Raw genomic sequence first — 18,153 nt, forward strand, 5'->3', positions numbered from 1 at the left:
ATATTTGTTTCTCATAACACTTCCTATCATACTTCATTTTGAACATAAAAAGTGTCTAGTGTTTTAGGGGAAGATCAATTTTTGGGGATTTTTCTTGGCTTTTTGGCAGAAACTCTTAAAAATACCATTTACTAATTCAAATTTAATATTTCCATCTGATGACACTCCTTTCGGCTTTATGCCATCTATAAAATCTTCGTAAGTAAAAGAGGGGTGGAATTGTACTATTTCATATCTTGTTCTGTCGCCTTGACACACGAAATCCAGACTTTTTTTGACTTCATAAGTTTTTCCGGTACCAGGCGGTCCATAGAAGATTACATTAGGAGTGTCCTTATCAACTATTTCCTTTGTGTTTGCAAACTTCCATAAAAATCTTGAGATTAAAACCCTTGTAACCTCAGAACTGTCTAATTCAAAAATTGTGTCCACAATTTGTCTGATTTCGTAATTTTTTTTTAAATTTGTTTTTTTGTTAGGTTTGTCTTTATTTTCTAAATTTGTTTCTTGCTTTTCTTCTGAAAATTCTCGATAAAGTTCATCAATAGTCTCATCAGAATATATGGATAAAAAGTCGCAGGGGTGTTCTAGTACCGCTATTTTTCTAAGAAATTGTTTAGCCGCATATTCAGCACCTTCAACTATATCAATCTTCCCTAGAGGATGTTCACATTTAATAATGTTTTCCAGAATCGTTTTAACATTTTTTTCATAGAAATATCTTGCTTCTGACTCATTAGTTTTACCCCCTACTTTACTACCAGAGAGATGTTTCAAAATTGAATAAGTTTTTCCATCATTATTCATCTTAACTTCAAAGTTATTTGCATTACCGGGTTTAGAAGAACCAAAAAATTCCGGAGTAGTGCGTTCCAGGAAGTTACATAGATAATTTCCTGGTAAGTTAGCATCATCGTTAGCTTTTATATTGGTGTATTCTCTAAGAGTTAAATTACTTTCCCTTATTTTTTCTCTATAAATCTTCCATTGTTCATTTATTTTAGGGACCTGTTCAGAAATTTTATTTTTTTCCGTTTCAGGCATATCTTTTAAATAACTTGCCCATAATGTTCTTAGTTCAGATATCCGTTTTTCATCTAACTTACAATTTTCCATTTAACTTCTTCTTTATACAATTTTTAGTTTTTATTATCACAGTCTAAACTGCATTTCCCGATGAAACGCTAAATAATCCTGATGCTTTTTGGACACCAAAATATTCATTTCTGGATGAATACCTAGGGTCTGGCGTTCTTCTAAATGCTCAGAAATCATTATCTTCCCTTTTTCGCTAAAGCTGATGAACCCAAGATCAAATGCTTTATCAATATTTGCTAGGAGCAACAGACCATTGTAAGGATCTAGCCTTTCTTCATTATTTGATTTTGACCACGGTTTTATATGTGAAGCGATTAAAAATCGGTAATTCGGATATTGCGTAACAGCGCAACCTTTCCAGTAGCCAATTAAATTTTCCCTAAATTGTCCTTGACCCACTCTAGCATTCACCATCACCGCTTTTTGAGTATCGGGAATATTCTTGTCCAAGATAATTTCATCGATGTCTTGCTTGATATCAGCTTGGGTAATATCTAAAAGAAAGTCTTTGTAACTGTTAATTGCCGCGCTATACATACCTTTACCGCGAGCGTTGTATTCTTTGAACTCTTTGACTTCGTAGGTTTTACTTACGATTTTTTGATATTCAGTAAATGAACTTATTCCCAATAAACCTTTATCAGAAACACCTACTTCATCCATCCATTTCGGAATTGAGTTTTTAAGCGCACCAAGATAATTTTGGATTGTTTTATCTGACTTACCAATTGATTTTGCCCATCTGCCATATTGCTCTTCCATGGAATCAAGATTGGATGTTAAGCAATTTCTAAGCACCGCTGCAGATTCAGGAACGAGCAATAACTCAAAAAGGGTTTCATCAAGGTAGGCAAAATTAACTAGCTTTTTAATATTTGAATCTGTTGCAGATTTAATCGATTTAAAAGCTTGCTGATTTTCAGGCGCTACATCTAGATGCCACCATCCAGAAGATTGTAGATGATAAAAGGGTAAGAATGGATTTTCAGCATCATTCTTCTGTTTTAAACGAGAAAAATGCCAACTAAACCGTTGTTTTAATAAATCATCATAGTAGATATGGTTATTCTGAATATGTCCTAACTCGATCAAATCCATTACTGCGAACATCATACAAACTTTGTGAGGTTTGGCGTGTCCCGATGATTTATCCGGTTTCAGACTTTGGAATTTTTCTGCATATTGAGCCAAACTCATTTCATTGAAACCATTATCGCTCGATAGCTAGATTTCAAAACTGTCATATACAACATAACTTTCCTCCATGAATTATGAGTGATATCTCTAGCCCCTCAAAGGTTCATCCTATGACAATATCACTCATTTTCAAAATTTATTCCCTACTGCGCTCCATGTAAAGCAGCTAACACATACACCAAAGGTGCGTTCCAGTTGATGGTGACCTCGTTTGTGGCGTAGCTGCACCAATCATCTACATATGTGGTGGCGGGTTGGTCGCCTGTGTAGTTACAGCCGTCTTCTCGTCCTGGGTGCGGGCCGCCAACTAAAAAGCCGGGCACTGGTGCGCTGACATCATCGGCAAACGACTGTCTGTGGTGAGGGTCTTGTGGCGTCTTGCTTCCATTGCCGGTTACAAAGGAATAATCTGTAGGGTTTTTCCCTAACACATAATCGATTAATCCAATGGCGGCGTTCACGTATTCCACCGATGCGGTTTGGCGATAGGCTTGCATTAAAATAAAGGCTTTGTTCATCGCGCCTGAATTGCTGCCCCAGACAAAATCATTGGTTTCCATGGCTACGCCATAAGCTGAGTTTGAGTGGCTGTTAACTATGCCGTCGGCTACCGCAATTAGGCTATTTTTCAGGCTGATATAGGCGTCTGTGGCGAGCATATTTTCCCCTTCTGCCAACAATGACACATAGGCCAATCCCATTGTATTTGGCCAACCAGGAATGCTTGCGCCTGTGGCGTATTGGTTAAAATCATCTAAATATTGAGCATCAGCGGTAAGCAAATAAAGCTCTGCGGCAGCCCAAGCGAACTCGCCAGCATAATTTGAATCTTGATAACCGCCGGTTTGAATATCCGCCGGTTGCACGTATTCAACGTTTGGATTTGCTACCGCCCATGCGTAGGCGTCAATAGCGGCTTGAGTATAGCTTGCCGCTTGATTAGCGTATTCTGGAATATTGGCATAAACACGACTAGCGGTCGCCATTACACCCGCAAAATTGAGGGTGGCGCCTGTGCCTTTTTGCACTACATATCGCTGTGCGGTGGCTTCGTGAGGCATTACCGTACCGGCAAAAGACGCAGTAGTTAACTTATGATACACACCGCCATCGTTGGGATCTTGCATGCTAGCCATCCATTCTAGATTCCACATAATCTCATCTAAAATGTCGGGGGCGTTATTGCTCGATTCTGGAATATTGCCATTCCGGGTTTGATAAAATTCAGGATAGTGAATATAAGCGGCCAATAGGGTGTAGGTTGAAATACCGCTGTTGACTATGTATTTGTTGTAATCACCAGCGTCGTACCACCCTTTTGGTGAACTGATTACTGTACCTTCGGGCCGTTCAGCAGTGGCCGCTGATGCATGCACTAATACTTGGTCGTCAGGATGTCCTAAAGGTCGCGCCCAATCGCCCGCAAATTCAGCGGTTAACTCCATGCTTGCACGATTAAAATAATAAGCTTTAAGGGCAGTATCATGCACATTGAGAAAGCTGTCTTCGCCGATGGTAAACACTGGAGAATCATCAAATTCTGCAACCCGAATCACATAAGAACCCCCTGCTGTTAAGTCACTAAAATCTGCCAATTTAACGGCTTGATCAGCCGGTGCCCAAGTTGCTTCATCCGATAAATTGCCAGTAAATACTGCACTGTTGGTGTCTGTGTTAATAACTTCAAAGGTTGTGGCCGCACTGGTAGGCACAACCGCAACTTTTGCGAAGCTGGGCAAATAACCGATTTGATTGACTTTGATATCACCTTCCGGTGCCGGCGGCGGTGGAGGTGGTGGTGCAGGAGGCGGTGGTGTTGGGGGCGTACTAGGTGATGATGAACCACCACCGCCACAAGCTGAAATAGCAATACTAAGAAATGATAAAATTGCGAATTGATAAAATCGTTTGGAAAAACCAAGGAAACGACTGCGCATATTAAACTCCATATCAAACATACCTGAAAGCGCTTACATAGATGAGTAAATTTTTTTGATTGCACGGATATTTGATTGGTCCTTTTGCGACGAATCTGATACTCGTAAAATCACTTAAACTGTAAATTGATTGTTAATTTTACGTAAATTTACAAATATCTCCATCGTTAATTTGTGTTTTTTTCATTTCCCATTAGGCTTAGATATAAAAAAAGGCGCACGGATAATCAATATTCGCCTCTTGTTCAACAAAAGCGTAAATGGATTTATATGCAAAACTCCACACAAACTCTCATTCGCATTTTCAAAGCTTTCGTGTTCTGGGCTGTGTTCCAGCTACTGTTTTTTAGTGGTGGGTTTAGTTTTTTGTTTCCTATGCTTCCAAGCTGGGGAATAGCTATTGTGATGGGTAGCGTGATCATAGCGGGTACCATGTTGACGACCTGGGTATTTCTCAAATTTGACGAACTCACTTGGCGCGATTTGGGGATGCTGCCTAACCGATCTTCATGGCTTAAATTGATTGTTTCTTTGCTTGTGGGCATTTTGTTTTTTGGCAGTTTTTATGTGGTGTATTATCTGTTTACGCCCATTACCATAATGCCTGTTGAAGGAAAAAACCTCCTTACTTCTTTTATCCTAATATTGTTAGTTTTTCTCGCGTTAGGCACTATGGAAGAAATCGCCTTTCGTGGCTACTTTCTTAAGAAACTTGCCAGTGCCATCGGAATTCGAAGTGCCATCTATATTACCTCTATCGCCTTTGGTTTTTATCATGGATTAAGCTTTGAAAGCGTTTCTGGCCCTGCTATTTGGGGGCTTTATTATGGCGTGCTTGCCTACTGGACCAAAGGCTTGGCGATTCCCATTGGCTTTCATGTGGGCGTTAACGTAATTCAAGGCATATTTAGTGAGAAAACGAAATGGATAGAGGGCATCTGGATGTTCGATTTCGTCGACAAGTCATCGCCTTTTACCATTGATCAAGTCACCATAGCATTGCAGTTGCTTTTACTGGTGGGTGGTGTGTTATTGGTTGAATATTATTTACGTGTAGTACAGCCGAAGCAAAAAAATCTGGATTAATGTGATTTTTCAACACTTATTTGAAACTCTCCTAAAGTACAGGTGTTTTTATAATTTCCTTGAGTAAACTTGAATCAGGCAATCAAGGGTTGATTGCCTTAACTTAATTTAAAAAGGAATTTACATATGCAAGTACTCGATCAAGCAAGTATTCAACAAGTGAATGGCGGATGTGCTGAGCTCTGCTGGGGCGATTTTGATGCTGGCGAAATGGCCGCGCAAGTGGCTGGTGGCGCCATTGCAGGCAGTTTAGCTGGCCCTGCAGGTGCAGCAGCGGGTGCCGTTGGTGCGGCTGCCGCTTATATTTTTGACGTATTGTGGACTGACTAAATTTTGGTCTTTTACGTTTAGTAAATAAATGGCATATTACTGCCTTGGTAAGATGCCATTTATTTTTCAAGAGGAATGAGATGAAACAAACATTAGCATTGAGCAGGCTGCCTATAGCCTTTTTAGCCGCAATTATTATCGGTGTTCTTACGTCTTTAGCATTAGATTACTCATTGCCGACGGACTCATCATTTGTTTCAATTGCAAAGGGGCTTATTACTGGGTTATTGGTCGGAATTTCCATGATTATGATCCTCAAAAAGAAAGCTGTTTAAAAAATTGTAGTTAAATTTTTTGGTTTTCTTTTTAGAGATGTAATGGATGTGAAATGAAAGTTTTTAGACGACTTTCGATACTATTTGCACCCCGTGCTGCAGGACTATGATGCTAAAAAGCATAATCATCTTCAACTAAAGCGCGTCAAAACTTGCAAAGCACTCCTCAATTCTCCTACATTCATAAGTGCAAAATCATGATTCTGGACGCCTTAAGGAAAATTAGACGCTAGGCTGAGATTCACTTAGTGATTGAATACGGAGCTAGTTCCCAGTGAAGAAAAAACTCAAAGTCTTTTTGAAGATATTTTCAATTGTCTCTTTTATTTACGGCGCTTGGATGTTCTATCAACAAATGCGCATTCCTGATGTTCAGCGTTTATCTGGCAATGAAAATCGTTCCTGGTTGATTCAAAACGTTAATGTGTTGCCCATGGATAATCCCGAGCAGCCTGTGTTGTATGCTCATTCTGTAGTAGTTGAAAATGGCATGATTACTCAGATCTTTCCTAACGCTGACATAAACAATCTTCCCAACCTATCTTCATTAGACATCATCGATGGGCAAGGCATGTATCTGACGCCTGGGCTTACAGATGTCCATGTACATGTGTTAGATGAAGCTGAATTAGCAGCCTTTTTATATTATGGCGTGACCGCTATACGCAACATGAATGGATTCTCGATGCACCTAAGAATGCAGGCATCTATTGAGAATGCACAATTGTTAGGGCCAAGCTTCATTACCACCGGCCAAATTCTTAATAGCCCCGGCAGTAATTTCAATGGATTTCAACAAAGTGTGCAAACCCCTGAGCAAGCGATAGCTGCAGTTGAAAAGCAATATCAGCAAGGATTTCGGCATTTAAAAGTGTATTCAAACCTATTTCCCGATGTGTTTGACGCTATCAAACAAAGTGCGCAAGCACTTGGTATGAGCATAACAGGGCATTCGCCAGAGGGTCATCGTCACGATGGCGTTCCCTATGAAAAACCCTTTGAAATTTCTTGGGATGAAAGTGTAGGTCAGGGTTTTACCAGCCTTGAACATATAGAAACCATTGCCTGGCATGCGCTGCGCGACACTATGAACGAAACTTCTATGCGAGCTGCTGCACAACAATTAGCTACCTCTGGGGATGCAGTAACACCCACTTTAATTGCACATCGACGATTGGTTAAGGTTGCGCAAAGCAAAGGCGGCTATCTTCATCAAGAAGACAGTGACATGATAAACCCTGTGATTCCTATTATGGAGATTGGGGCTCAAGAATTTTGGTCGAACATGGACCCTAACGGTTACGAATTACCTCATGCGATGTTTTTCCTAGAAGCAACCAAGATGCTTCAGCAAGAAAATGTGCCCTTGTTAGCAGGTTCAGATGCCGGTGGTTTTGGTTTGATCCCCGGCAAATCCTTACATGAGGAATTAGCGTTAATGTCGGAAGCTGGATTGTCGAATTATCAGGTTCTGCAAGCGGCTACGAAAAATGCAAGCTTAATTGGGTTTACTAAGCTAGGGCAAATAAAGCCGGAATTCACCGCTAATTTACTATTGCTCAAGCAAAATCCTCTTGAGGATCTCCAGAACCTATCACAAATCGAAGGGGTAATGGTTAATGGTCATTGGATTGATTCAGGTGAACGAGAAGAGTTAAAACAAGTTGCCAAGGACACCAGATTAACCCGATCATTAGTGCGAATTGCGGAAATCAGAATTAGCGAGTGGTTTTAAAGCATGATTAATCAGTCGGTAAGCCTAATGTTGGCTACCCTATGTTTCATAGCGGTATATCTACCCAAAGGTGCTCACTTGTTTGGTTTTCGGTTATTGATGCTGATTAGTGGTGTCGGTATGCTGCTTGACTATGGGCAAAACGCTTTGCAATTATTTACGGCACCCTATGCCATTGCTATTATTTTTGCGCTAGGCCCCTGCTATTACTTTTTCATTAGTTTTTTGCTACGCCAACCGCAAAAACCTATACTGATGATACTGCATGCTATTCCAGCATTAATAAGCCTGTTCTTTTTACAATATCCTCAAGAGCTGATCTTAATAGGTACGCTGTCTCAATTTGCATATATAGTATTTTGCCTATACCTGATCCGGCAATATCATTTGGCCATTGTGCAAATAACCAGTGATGCCTATTCCCACCAGCTAAAGTGGATCATTCCCGTGTTTTACATTACTGGTGTGAATAAAACACTGGAACTTGTGCGACTAAACCTGCAACCAGAACTCGGTCCGCAAATTAACAATTTTTGGCAAATGCTAGGTAACCTGGTTACCTTTGGCTTGGTTGTGTTTATATTAAAACAGCTCGTTTATTACAGTAAAGTATTCAAAGAGTGGAACAGTCTTGCATCTGGCGAGCACTCACCAGAAAACCAAAACGCAGAATCTATTTTTAAACAGATAAAACGCTTCGTATTAGAACATGATTTGCATTTAACGCTTCGACTCACTATTCGCAGCATAGCGGAACAAATGGGCATTAGTGAAAAAGATATATCTTGGGCGGTAAATCAGGGAGGCAATACCAATTTTAATGACTTTATTAATGCATTGCGTATTGAGCATTTCAAGCAGCAGGTTAGCATTCAAGGGCAATCATCTAATCTGTTAGACCTAGCTTTTTCCTCGGGATTTAATTCTAAATCGTCATTTAATGCGGTATTTAAAAAGCACACTGGACTTACACCTTCTGCTTATTTAAAGGCATTGACATAAGCAAAAGAAAAAACAAAGGAGTCGATAATCTACTCCTTTTTCATGGAAATCGAAGAACTAGTATGCTTCTAATGTTTTGCACTAGCACTAACTGTCAAACCTCTGTAAAACTTACAAGCAAATTGAATAAGATTGCTACATAACTTTTCAGTAATTTAATGCCAAATTCTTCAACAATGAAAATTATCAATAAATTTCAATTGGTTATCGAGTATTCGAATCTACTTTTAAACTGGTCTAACCCTTGCAACCTTGAGGCTGAAGGTCATTAATGACCAATAATGTTCAACAGCAACCAAAGGAGAATTCGTTATGAACAGCGATATCGCAAAAGGTAACTGGAAAGAAATGAAAGGTAAAATCAAGCAGCAGTGGGGTAAACTTACTGATGACGATGTTGACCAAGCTGAAGGTAATAAAGACGAGCTAGCGGGCAAAATCCAAAAGCAATATGGGAAAAGCCGCGAAGAAGCTAAAAAAGAAGTCGATAGATTTTTTAGCTAATAGCTTAAAAGTAAAAGCGCCTGTGGATGAGAATCCGCGGGCCTTTCCGTTTCTACGAACCGAAAACCTGTCGGTATTACCCGTCCAACCTTATTAATCCCCCGCAAAGTACTTTGTACCTGTAGCAAAACCTTAACTGTCTATTTATACAGTTTGTGCTATATTTTTAATCAATCTCATCTCAAGGTAAAAGGAATAAGCTATGAAGGGAAAATGTTTATGCGGCAGTATTGAAGTGGAAACACAAGAACAAACTAACCTGGGCTTATGTCATTGTTCCATGTGCCGACGCTGGACTGGTGGACCTATGTTTGCCGTTCATTGTGGAACAGACGTCAAGTTTACAGGCGATACTCCTTTTCGATACGCTTCTTCAGATTGGGCGGAACGAGGGTTTTGCGGAAAATGTGGCTCGCACTTGTTTTATCATCTATTACCAAGCGACGAATACATGCTACCTGCCGGCTTATTTCAAGAAAATGATTTTGCGCTGGTAAGCGAAATCTTCATCGACGAAAAACCAAATTTCTACGAATTCAAAAACGACACCAATAAGCTTACTGGCCAGCAAGTATTTGAGCAGTACGCTCCAAAAGATTAATTTAGCTAGAAGCACGGCCAATACTCAAAGCATTGGCCGTGCTACCGCTAACTATTCACTTCATTTGAGTTGCCAACGAAAGCCTCTTTTTACGCAGAAATACCAATCCACCCAGTAGTAACAACAACATTGAGGGCACTGGTGTAGTCACTATCTGTTGACCAATCTCGATGTCGGTAGATGCACTGATGTCATAACCTGAATTTTCAAGAAAAGCACCGTAAAAAGCACCATCAAATATTCCTAGAATGTCTACCACCGCACTACCTACTGATAAAGCCTCAAACGTCAGGGTCACAAGTTGGATATTGCTATCCATTATTGCCGGAAACGCCAGCCCTGCAAAATTGTTCGGCCCAAAAGAGGCGTCGAAAAAGCTTGGACCAACGGCGAAAGACGTTAAGCTTAAAATGGGTGATAAAGGTTGCAAGTCAAAACCGAAACTCAGTAAGCCTTCTGTCGTGATATCATTTTGCAATTCTACCGCTATGGTGAAGGTTTCGCCCACCATTATATCGCTGTCGCTAACCACCAAATTGGTAATGGGCACAGCATGCGCCGCATTAATTGATAAATAGAACAAACATGTGAAAATAAACATTCTTGTTTTCATTTTACTTCTCCCTAATTGATTGTTGAATTGAATGTTACATAACAGCGATACCAAGCTTGGTAATCACTAAAATCTATATCTTGATCATCGTCATAATCAGCTTCTTCAATGAAGTTAGCATCGCCTGCGGTGGTTCTTAGGGCAGACATGAAAATGCCGCGGTCTATGTTATCCACATCAGCATCGCCATCTAAATCGCCACAAACTAAGGGCGGTTCGATGACCTCACAAGCATCACCTTGGCCGTCGTTGTCACTATCTGCCTGATCTAAATTGGCTGTATCTGGACAGTTATCATCTTCATCCGCTATGCCATCAGCATCTGAATCTGGGGTCACCTGCACATCAACGCTTAGGTCTTGCCCTTCAGAAGTGGTATAACTAATTCGCCATGTAAGGGCCTTACAGATATTGGCATCGGTGTTTGCGCTAAAACTCACGGGATCTATGCTATGCGTAGAACCAAGAGGCACTACAGTTCCGATAACTGTGGGATCTGTATCATCCGAGCGGCCAAATCTGGCACTTGCGTCAGTGACCACAACCCCAGGTGGCGGATTAAGAATTTGTGCCCTAGCGTTGTGGGCAAACGCTGTTCCCTTGTTATACAGCACCACTGACCAGTCATCAGTAGAAGTATCTTGTTGGAAACAACTGACCACACCTAAATCTGGCAGATTGGGCAACGCGGGATCTTCAATGGCGTGCTCTACCCAGTTGGTATCTGTTCTAATTTGCTCAGCATTGGGGAAAATGATGGTCGCTTTGTTGCGAATTCTATCTCCTGGTAAAAGGTCTTCGCGTGCATTTATGCTAAATGAGACGGTCCGGGGCTCACTTGGTGGCAACAATGGATCTTGCCAGAGTATGACACGCTTATCGGGATCATAGCTCCCTCCATTGTTCACTATCAGGGTAGTGTCATCTAATTCCTCTGCCAGCACATCGTAAATTTGCACGTCAATGGCGTCTGCTTCTCCGATATTTTCATAGGTAATTTGATACTCGTGCAACCGCCCAGCTTGGGTAATACCATAACCTTGTGAACTCACAGGTGGAACGGCCGTTTTATAATTTGGATCCCTGGCGAGTAAAGCATCGCATCGAGCACGATCACAAGGTCCATAGGAGCAACAACAAGCGGGCGCCGGTATACCGTTGCCGTGCACGTCTCTTAATTCGCATGCTTGAGGCGGTGGAGGAGATGGAATCGGCGTAGGGCCCGTAGGGAAAGAACCCGGCCCGCTGTTGTTTAAACAGGTCACCACGTTATTTACGACCAAACAAGGTTGTGGTGGATTATTATTTTGATTCAGTAGCGCTGGAGGTCGACAATTGGGTGCGCTGGCACAGGCATTGTCACCACAATCAACTCGACCATTGCAGTTGTCATCTATGCCGTTGTTACATATCTCGGGGAAACCACTTCTGGATGAATTATCAAATCGAGTAATAAATACATCCGTATTACTTACACCGTCTACATCGATAGCACCTGAAGTCGCAACCGCAATATTCAGCAAAGCAGAGTTACATTGAAAAATGCCCGAACTCGCATTTACAGGTCCGCTACCGATAAAAGGAGGCAAGGTCATGGTCAGGGTATTGGTGTATTGACTGCCATTTGCTAAATCGCCCACTCCCATAGTGATCATGGTTTGATTATTGGAAACCAGTGCAGTTGATGGCGAGCTATTAACTAAACTAGTTCCCAGTGGCGGAAAATCAATTATTTGGGTTCCATTTGCAGTATCTGGACCACTATTGGACACAGTTAAATCATAGTCAATTGGACTGTTCACCTGACCGGCAACTGAAGGGCCTAGTTTTACTATGTTCAGGTCAGCTTGGTTTGTTGGTGGTGGGTTTACCGGGTTTACTGCAAAGCGCATTTCACTCCATACTGACAAAGCACAGCCATTGTAGAGTTCAACCGACGTAATATCACCAATGTCGGTAGCGCCCACAAAGATATTAAATTGCCCTGGTGGAATTGCATGATCTTCAACGCCCAATGAACCCACAAAGCGCGCACGGCCCTGACATTCAGCAAACATAAATTGAAAGCCAACCGCCGCTAAAGGTTGACTAAAAGTTATAGTAATAAAATCGGGAAAGAATGAGACAATTCTATTGTTCGGATAAGTTAATCCAGACGGACTCGGTGTAGAAAAATTAAAATCAACATTGTTCAAGCTAAATTGCACTTGTTGAGCGCCAAAGACAAAGCCTAAATTTGCATTGAAATCGGTCCGAGTGGCGTTTTGAAATGCCACATCGCTGGTAGAAAACACCAGTCTGGCGTCTACTGAAACTGGTAAGAATATTAAAAATACAGCAATCAGTAGGTATTGCTGAAGCCAATTTTTTGTTGTCTTGATTTTGCTTATTTTCGCGAGACCAATGGAAAACCGCGCACGAAAAGATTTGTTAGTTTGGGTATAAATTTGCTTCGTCATAATTGCCTTTCTCCCTAGACAACCTTGCTCAAAACACGCGAAGGTATAATTAGAAATAAAAGCTATCTCAACCTAATCCAAAAGTTCTATGGGAAATCTATGGGAAATCTATGATCACGGTTAAAACCCATTTATACTGGGATAAAGCAGGTAGCTTATTGAAGATTTAAAGGATTAATCTGAAGGTGTCTATGCAGGAATTTAGTGTTGATAAATGGCGAGTATATCCATTAGAAAACCGAATTGATGATGGCGAGAACAGTGTCAAGATAGAACCAAAAGCAATGGAATTGCTTGTTGTATTGGCAAAGGCTGAAGGCAATCTAGTCACACGCGACCAAATATTTGAACAGGTCTGGAAACATCAGGTTATTGCTGATCATGTACTGTATAATTTGATTGCAAATTTGCGCAAAGCAATGGAGCCAAATCCTCACAAACCTTCGTTTATTATCACCGTACCTAAGAAAGGCTATCGTTTAGCCCAACAAGTATCATGGCAACAAGCGTCACCGGTAGTCCAAACACAGACAGCACCCCCAACAAAAAAATCATCGCCTGTTGCTTGGCTAGCAATGCTTGGGATTTTATCTGTAGTAGCGGTGTTTTGGTTTATCAATCAATCTAGCAACCAACTCGAGGTTATCGAATCTGAAACTGAGCAGCCTCAAACGCCAACACAAACGGCGATTGCGGTGTTACCTTTTCAAGTGTTTGACGATGAAGCTGATACGCGCTTTTTTGCTGATGGCTTGGCAGAAGAAATTATCCATCAACTGGCTTCTGCTCCAGATTTATCGGTTATTTCCCGCTCTTCGTCGTTTTCATTTAAAGACCAAACCATAGATAGCCAAAGCCTAGCTAAAAAACTGGGAGTCAATTATTTATTAGAAGGCGCGGTAAGAAAAGAAGGCAATACTTTACGTATCAATACCCATCTAATTAATGCCCAAGACGCTACCCACGTCTGGTCTAAAGTATTTACTGCTGAAGAACAAAGCCTGTTTAAGTTACAACAGGATATCAGCATTGCCATTGTGACCTCGTTAGAACCCGAGAATGTTTCAATAACGAGACAAAAATTTAGGCAACATCCTGAATCGGGTGATGCCTACATGCACTTCTTACGTGGCAACGCAATGGCGGCAAGAGCCACACCAGAATATACCAGAAAGGCTCTGGCCGAGTTTGAAAAGGCCATAGAATTAGAACCTGACTATGCATTAGCACATGCGTCGATCGCATTAAACACCTTAGTATTATTCCAACAACGAGTCATTACAGCAGAGGACACTGTAGATCCTACGCTCAAAGCAATTGAAACCGCTTTGCAAATAAACCCTTTTCTACCAGAAGCAATAGTAGCCAAAGGTCTTTTTCATTCCACCTTTAATCAAAGGTCTGAAGCAGAACAAGCATTTGAAGAAGCCTTGTCGTTAGACCCAAATTCGGCGCTAGCTCACCATAATTACGGCTATTTATTGTGGATTAATCAAGATTACAGTGGCGCCTTGAAACACTTTTCAATTGCCTTGACCTATAATCCTATGTCTGCGATAACTAATTTCGCCGTGGCGGATTCACTGTTTTCTTTAGGCCAACTAGAGAAAGCGCTTGCCCAATATATTCATTGTACCGAATTATTGCCCGACTACCCTGCTTGTCATTTGGGCATAGCCAATTTGTATCGTTTTACCTTGCAATACGACAAAGTTGATAAGCATATGGCAAAGGCAAAAACTTATCTTTCAGACCGAGACTTTTATTTGTACTACGCCTCGTTAACGGACGCCACTTGGCGCGATGAGTTGCCTCAAGCCAATAACCTAGCTGCAATTTTATATACACACAACGGCGGCACTTATATTGGTTTACAAATCAAACTGATTTTAGCGAGTTATGATAATAACCTGGACCAATGGTTAGAGAACACATTGGCATTAAAAAAAGAATGGCCAGACAGTCAGTCCTTACCAATGGCATTGGGTCTTTATTATTATTTTCAGAACGATTGCAGCACTTCAACTGATTATTATGAAACTGTGCTTTCAGACAACCCGCAATATGCAAGCAATTTCAATGTCATGATTTGGGGCGTTTCTCACATAGCCAATCTTGCCTACTGCTATAAACAGACAGAGCAAAACGAGAAATATAGTCAAATGATGACATTGTTAGACCAACAACTGAGTACATATCAACTAAAAGATTTTACGGTACCCGGAGTGGCACTAACTACACTTAGATATAAGGTTTTATCCGAGTCTTCTGCGGTTTCTGATAATCAGCTTGAACAACTTAAGAAAACCAATAAGGTTTTGGATTTTTTAATTAGCCAAGATCCTATATTTCAAGCTACGAACTGAGAATATTATTTTTTGTTAGCTTCAAGCCAAGCATCAATTTGCTTATCTACTTCGCTCGGATAAGGCACGCCATCTTCGACGCCAACATAGACCAGGCACATGTCTTCTCGTTGGCTAAAGACTTGATGATATTTATCGATCCAAATTCTTAAGTGCTGGGCGAGTTGTTTGCTGGCAGGAATTAAATCATAAATTTCAGGATTGTTTTGTAGATCCTCTAAAATCGCCTGATTGTGTTTGTAAATGCCTGTATCCGTATAGGCACGCATTTGATCACAAATGAAAGTTTCTTCGTCATTCATCTGATCCGCATAGTAGCTAAAAAACAACTCAAATTGCCTTTCTCGCTCTATGCCCAGCCTATCTTGCATCATAGTCACCAGTTGATTGCGGCGCTTTACTTGAGCAATAAAAGCAGTAAACGCATTCTCTTGGTGTTGATCGATACGCTGCATAGTTTGATATAGGTTTTGTCGCGAATAATGGTCATAGCCAACAATAGCTGCCAAAACAACAAAACACATAGCAACACCAGCAAAGACGATACTCTTGCGATTAAATTTTGGCTTAAGACTAAATTTAGCTTCGACAGGCGTAAGGTCTGGCATACTAAAACCCACACTTCTTGTGGTTTTTATCAATGCCTGATTCTCACCATCATCACCAAGCATCTGCCTTGTATCAGAAACCAGACGAGATAGTGACCAATCACTAACAACTTTTCCTGGCCAAAGAGCCTGATGTAAATCGTCTTTATCTAGCGGATTAGGGCTGGCTTGTGCAAGCAACAATAATAGCATCAAGTTGCGCTCTGGTAGATTCACTTTTTGCCCATTTTTAAATAGGCTTTTATGTTTAAGGTCTAGATAAAAGTCGCCAAAAGCGTAACCCTGTATCTCCCTATTTTCTGTTTCCACCCAGCAAGTCCTAAATCTAAAGGTTTTTCCCTCTTTGTTTTAAAGTATAAATTGCTAAACAAGTTTGAACAACATTATCTCGTTGTTAGTCAACTCAATTCGTTAGCTAAATGATTGGATATTAAAGAAAAACAATTATGTACATAAAGTAAACAACCTGTATAGTATTAACAATCTATGGAACTTAGGGTAATGGGTTCCGATCAATGCGAGTCATTAGTTTAGTATGAAGGCTTTATTATTAGTCGTTACAGCGTTTTTCACTGCCACCGCAATGAGTGAAGAAACACTCGTATTGTATTCTCGTAACTACACAAATCCTTACGTTAAAGCGCATATAGATAATATTGTTAAGCTGTCAGAAGAAAAGTTCGGAAAACTCCACGTCATAAAATCGCAAGATATGGAACAAGGCCGGGCATTTGCTGAACTGGTCAACGGCAATATAGACGTGATTGTTACCGCGCCTACTATAGAAAGAGAAACCACTGCCCGTGTCCTCTATGTCCCTTTAGACAGAGGCTTACTGGGATTTAGGATTTGTATGAAAAATGCAAATTCCCCTGCATTTAACCGAGTTAGGTCGGCCATGGATTTGCTAAACAAAGAATTAGCTATAGGCGTTGCAGAACATTGGCCAGATAACATTATCTTTCGCGATAATGGGTTTAGGGTCACTTCCGTATCAAAAAGAGAATCACTGTTTTTAATGTTGGAACGCAACCGGTTTGACTGTTTAACACGTAGCGTGATGGAAATTGATGACGACATTAAAAACTACGGTAATGGTGCTTTAATAGAAGACGATGCTCTCTTGTTCTTATATCCCAACTCTGATTTTATATTTATTAATCCAAAACGTCGGTCATTACATGAAAGATTAAGTATAGGTCTTGGTATGGCCATTGAGGACTACAGCTTTTTTACTATCTTTGAAGAGTTTTATGGTGATACTTTAGAAAAGCACAGAGCCTTTGAACGTAAGCTAGTATTTATGCAAAACAACACTATCTCTCGGCAGGCGCTTTCTGCGATTAACCATTTTGGTATCGCGAGTTTTATAGTGCCTATAGAATAAACATCTCCGGTGTCAGGTAATTGATGATGTGTTTGATAAGCAGGTCGTATGCTCAATGAAAGTCGTGTTTTCTTTTATCTTTTTGGTTACCTTCAGCCTGTGCACACAAGCCCAGGAAAAGTTAATCGTCTGGGACAAAATATACCAAAGGGAATATCTTCGTAATTTCCTGCAGATGGCATTGAATCACACCGAAGAAGGGAAACAATATCAGCTTGTTCCTTCTATTGCCCTTGAGCAAGGTGATGCATTTGACTATTTAACTCAAGGCAATATCGATATTTTCATCAGTGCAGCAGATAAAAACCGAGAGTCTTCTTCGTTACCAATCTTCGTGCCCACAGATCGAGGCTTACTTGGATTTAGATTGTGCTTTACGCAAAAATCTAATCCAATATTTGAGCAGATAAGGTCAGTCGACGCCATGATAAAGCTGGATTTTAGTTTTGGTGTTGGATCGGATTGGCCTGACTTGGGCATTTATCAACAGAACGCTATAAAAACAGTGTCTGACAAAATAAATTCAAACCTAACAGCTATGATCATTGATGAGAAGTTTGATTGCTATTCTCGCAGTGTGTATGAAATTGACGAAGAATTACACTTGTATGAAGGTACTGACATTATCGTTGATGAAAACCTGTTATTTATTTATCCCAATGCAGAATTTATTTACATAAATCCGCACAAGTCTGAAGTTCACGCTATTTTGCTGCAAGGCATAGACGCGATGCTCAAAGACGACACCTACTTTACTTATTTTGACGACAATTATGCAGACGTACTGCGCAATCATGGAATATATGACAGAAAGCTGATTTTTTTAGAAAACAATCAGTTGTCTGAGCAAGCCATAGATGCGGTTAACCGATTTGGTGTTGCCACCTTTATTCAAAATTAGCATTTACCAGAGCAAAATTGACTACTGTAATTGCCCATAAAGTGACGCCTTAAT

The 18,153-nt window shown here is 40.6% G+C and carries 16 protein-coding genes; 10 read left to right on the top strand and 6 right to left on the bottom strand.

What is annotated here, in order from left to right; all coding sequences use genetic code 11:
• Positions 1–63: 63 nt before the first annotated feature.
• From ACNKW3_RS16470 to ACNKW3_RS16480, 3 genes are all read right to left on the bottom strand, one after another.
• Positions 64–1,116: an AAA family ATPase gene (locus ACNKW3_RS16470; protein ID WP_427400422.1), complete on the bottom strand. Its 1,053-nt coding sequence runs from the start codon at positions 1,114–1,116 to the stop codon at positions 64–66.
• Between the two features lie 36 nt (positions 1,117–1,152).
• Positions 1,153–2,295: an HNH endonuclease gene (locus tag ACNKW3_RS16475; protein WP_427400423.1), complete on the bottom strand. Its 1,143-nt coding sequence runs from the start codon at positions 2,293–2,295 to the stop codon at positions 1,153–1,155.
• Between the two features lie 143 nt (positions 2,296–2,438).
• Positions 2,439–4,232 (bottom strand): glycoside hydrolase family 9 protein, encoded by a 1,794-nt coding sequence (locus ACNKW3_RS16480; protein ID WP_427400424.1) that lies wholly within the window; start codon positions 4,230–4,232, stop codon positions 2,439–2,441.
• 270 nt (positions 4,233–4,502) lie between these two features.
• On the opposite strand from ACNKW3_RS16480, the gene ACNKW3_RS16485 reads away from it, so the two are divergent.
• From ACNKW3_RS16485 to ACNKW3_RS16515, 7 genes are all read left to right on the top strand, one after another.
• Positions 4,503–5,318 carry a CPBP family intramembrane glutamic endopeptidase gene (locus ACNKW3_RS16485; RefSeq protein WP_427400425.1) on the top strand — a complete coding sequence of 272 codons (816 nt, stop codon included), beginning with the start codon at positions 4,503–4,505 and terminating at the stop codon, positions 5,316–5,318.
• A 126-nt stretch (positions 5,319–5,444) separates the two neighbouring features.
• Positions 5,445–5,648, top strand: a complete 204-nt coding sequence (locus ACNKW3_RS16490; protein ID WP_427400426.1) for a hypothetical protein — start codon at positions 5,445–5,447, stop codon at positions 5,646–5,648.
• Between the two features lie 80 nt (positions 5,649–5,728).
• Positions 5,729–5,923 carry a hypothetical protein gene (locus tag ACNKW3_RS16495; protein WP_427400427.1) on the top strand — a complete coding sequence of 65 codons (195 nt, stop codon included), beginning with the start codon at positions 5,729–5,731 and terminating at the stop codon, positions 5,921–5,923.
• A gap of 274 nt (positions 5,924–6,197) precedes the next feature.
• The gene (locus tag ACNKW3_RS16500; RefSeq protein ID WP_427400428.1) at positions 6,198–7,658 is read left to right on the top strand and encodes an amidohydrolase family protein; all 1,461 of its coding nucleotides are present in this window, start codon (positions 6,198–6,200) and stop codon (positions 7,656–7,658) included.
• Positions 7,659–7,661: 3 nt separating this feature from the next.
• A complete protein-coding gene (locus ACNKW3_RS16505) occupies positions 7,662–8,660 on the top strand; it encodes a helix-turn-helix domain-containing protein (protein ID WP_427400429.1) in 999 nt (332 codons plus the stop codon).
• 312 nt (positions 8,661–8,972) lie between these two features.
• Complete coding sequence (locus ACNKW3_RS16510; protein WP_427400430.1) at positions 8,973–9,164, top strand: CsbD family protein; 192 nt, start codon at positions 8,973–8,975, stop codon at positions 9,162–9,164.
• A gap of 202 nt (positions 9,165–9,366) precedes the next feature.
• The gene (locus tag ACNKW3_RS16515) at positions 9,367–9,765 is read left to right on the top strand and encodes a GFA family protein (RefSeq protein ID WP_427400431.1); all 399 of its coding nucleotides are present in this window, start codon (positions 9,367–9,369) and stop codon (positions 9,763–9,765) included.
• A 55-nt stretch (positions 9,766–9,820) separates the two neighbouring features.
• Here ACNKW3_RS16515 and ACNKW3_RS16520 read toward each other — a convergent pair whose 3' ends face one another.
• Together ACNKW3_RS16520 and ACNKW3_RS16525 are read right to left on the bottom strand one after the other, a co-directional pair.
• Entirely contained in the window at positions 9,821–10,378 is a 558-nt protein-coding gene (locus ACNKW3_RS16520; RefSeq protein WP_427400432.1) for a hypothetical protein, read from the bottom strand.
• Between the two features lie 11 nt (positions 10,379–10,389).
• Positions 10,390–12,837 carry a DUF7619 domain-containing protein gene (locus ACNKW3_RS16525; protein WP_427400433.1) on the bottom strand — a complete coding sequence of 816 codons (2,448 nt, stop codon included), beginning with the start codon at positions 12,835–12,837 and terminating at the stop codon, positions 10,390–10,392.
• Positions 12,838–13,028: 191 nt separating this feature from the next.
• Here ACNKW3_RS16525 and ACNKW3_RS16530 point away from each other — a divergent pair, with 191 nt between their 5' ends.
• The gene (locus ACNKW3_RS16530) at positions 13,029–15,203 is read left to right on the top strand and encodes a winged helix-turn-helix domain-containing tetratricopeptide repeat protein (RefSeq protein ID WP_427400434.1); all 2,175 of its coding nucleotides are present in this window, start codon (positions 13,029–13,031) and stop codon (positions 15,201–15,203) included.
• A 5-nt stretch (positions 15,204–15,208) separates the two neighbouring features.
• Here ACNKW3_RS16530 and ACNKW3_RS16535 read toward each other — a convergent pair whose 3' ends face one another.
• Positions 15,209–16,120, bottom strand: coding sequence for a winged helix-turn-helix domain-containing protein (locus tag ACNKW3_RS16535; RefSeq protein WP_427400435.1), 912 nt, complete (start codon positions 16,118–16,120; stop codon positions 15,209–15,211).
• Between the two features lie 226 nt (positions 16,121–16,346).
• Here ACNKW3_RS16535 and ACNKW3_RS16540 point away from each other — a divergent pair, with 226 nt between their 5' ends.
• The gene (locus tag ACNKW3_RS16540; protein ID WP_427400436.1) at positions 16,347–17,198 is read left to right on the top strand and encodes a hypothetical protein; all 852 of its coding nucleotides are present in this window, start codon (positions 16,347–16,349) and stop codon (positions 17,196–17,198) included.
• A 55-nt stretch (positions 17,199–17,253) separates the two neighbouring features.
• Positions 17,254–18,099: a hypothetical protein gene (locus ACNKW3_RS16545; RefSeq protein ID WP_427400437.1), complete on the top strand. Its 846-nt coding sequence runs from the start codon at positions 17,254–17,256 to the stop codon at positions 18,097–18,099.
• Positions 18,100–18,153 lie beyond the last annotated feature (54 nt).

The organism is Glaciecola sp. 1036 (assembly GCF_050306235.1).
GTDB lineage: Bacteria > Pseudomonadota > Gammaproteobacteria > Enterobacterales > Alteromonadaceae > Glaciecola.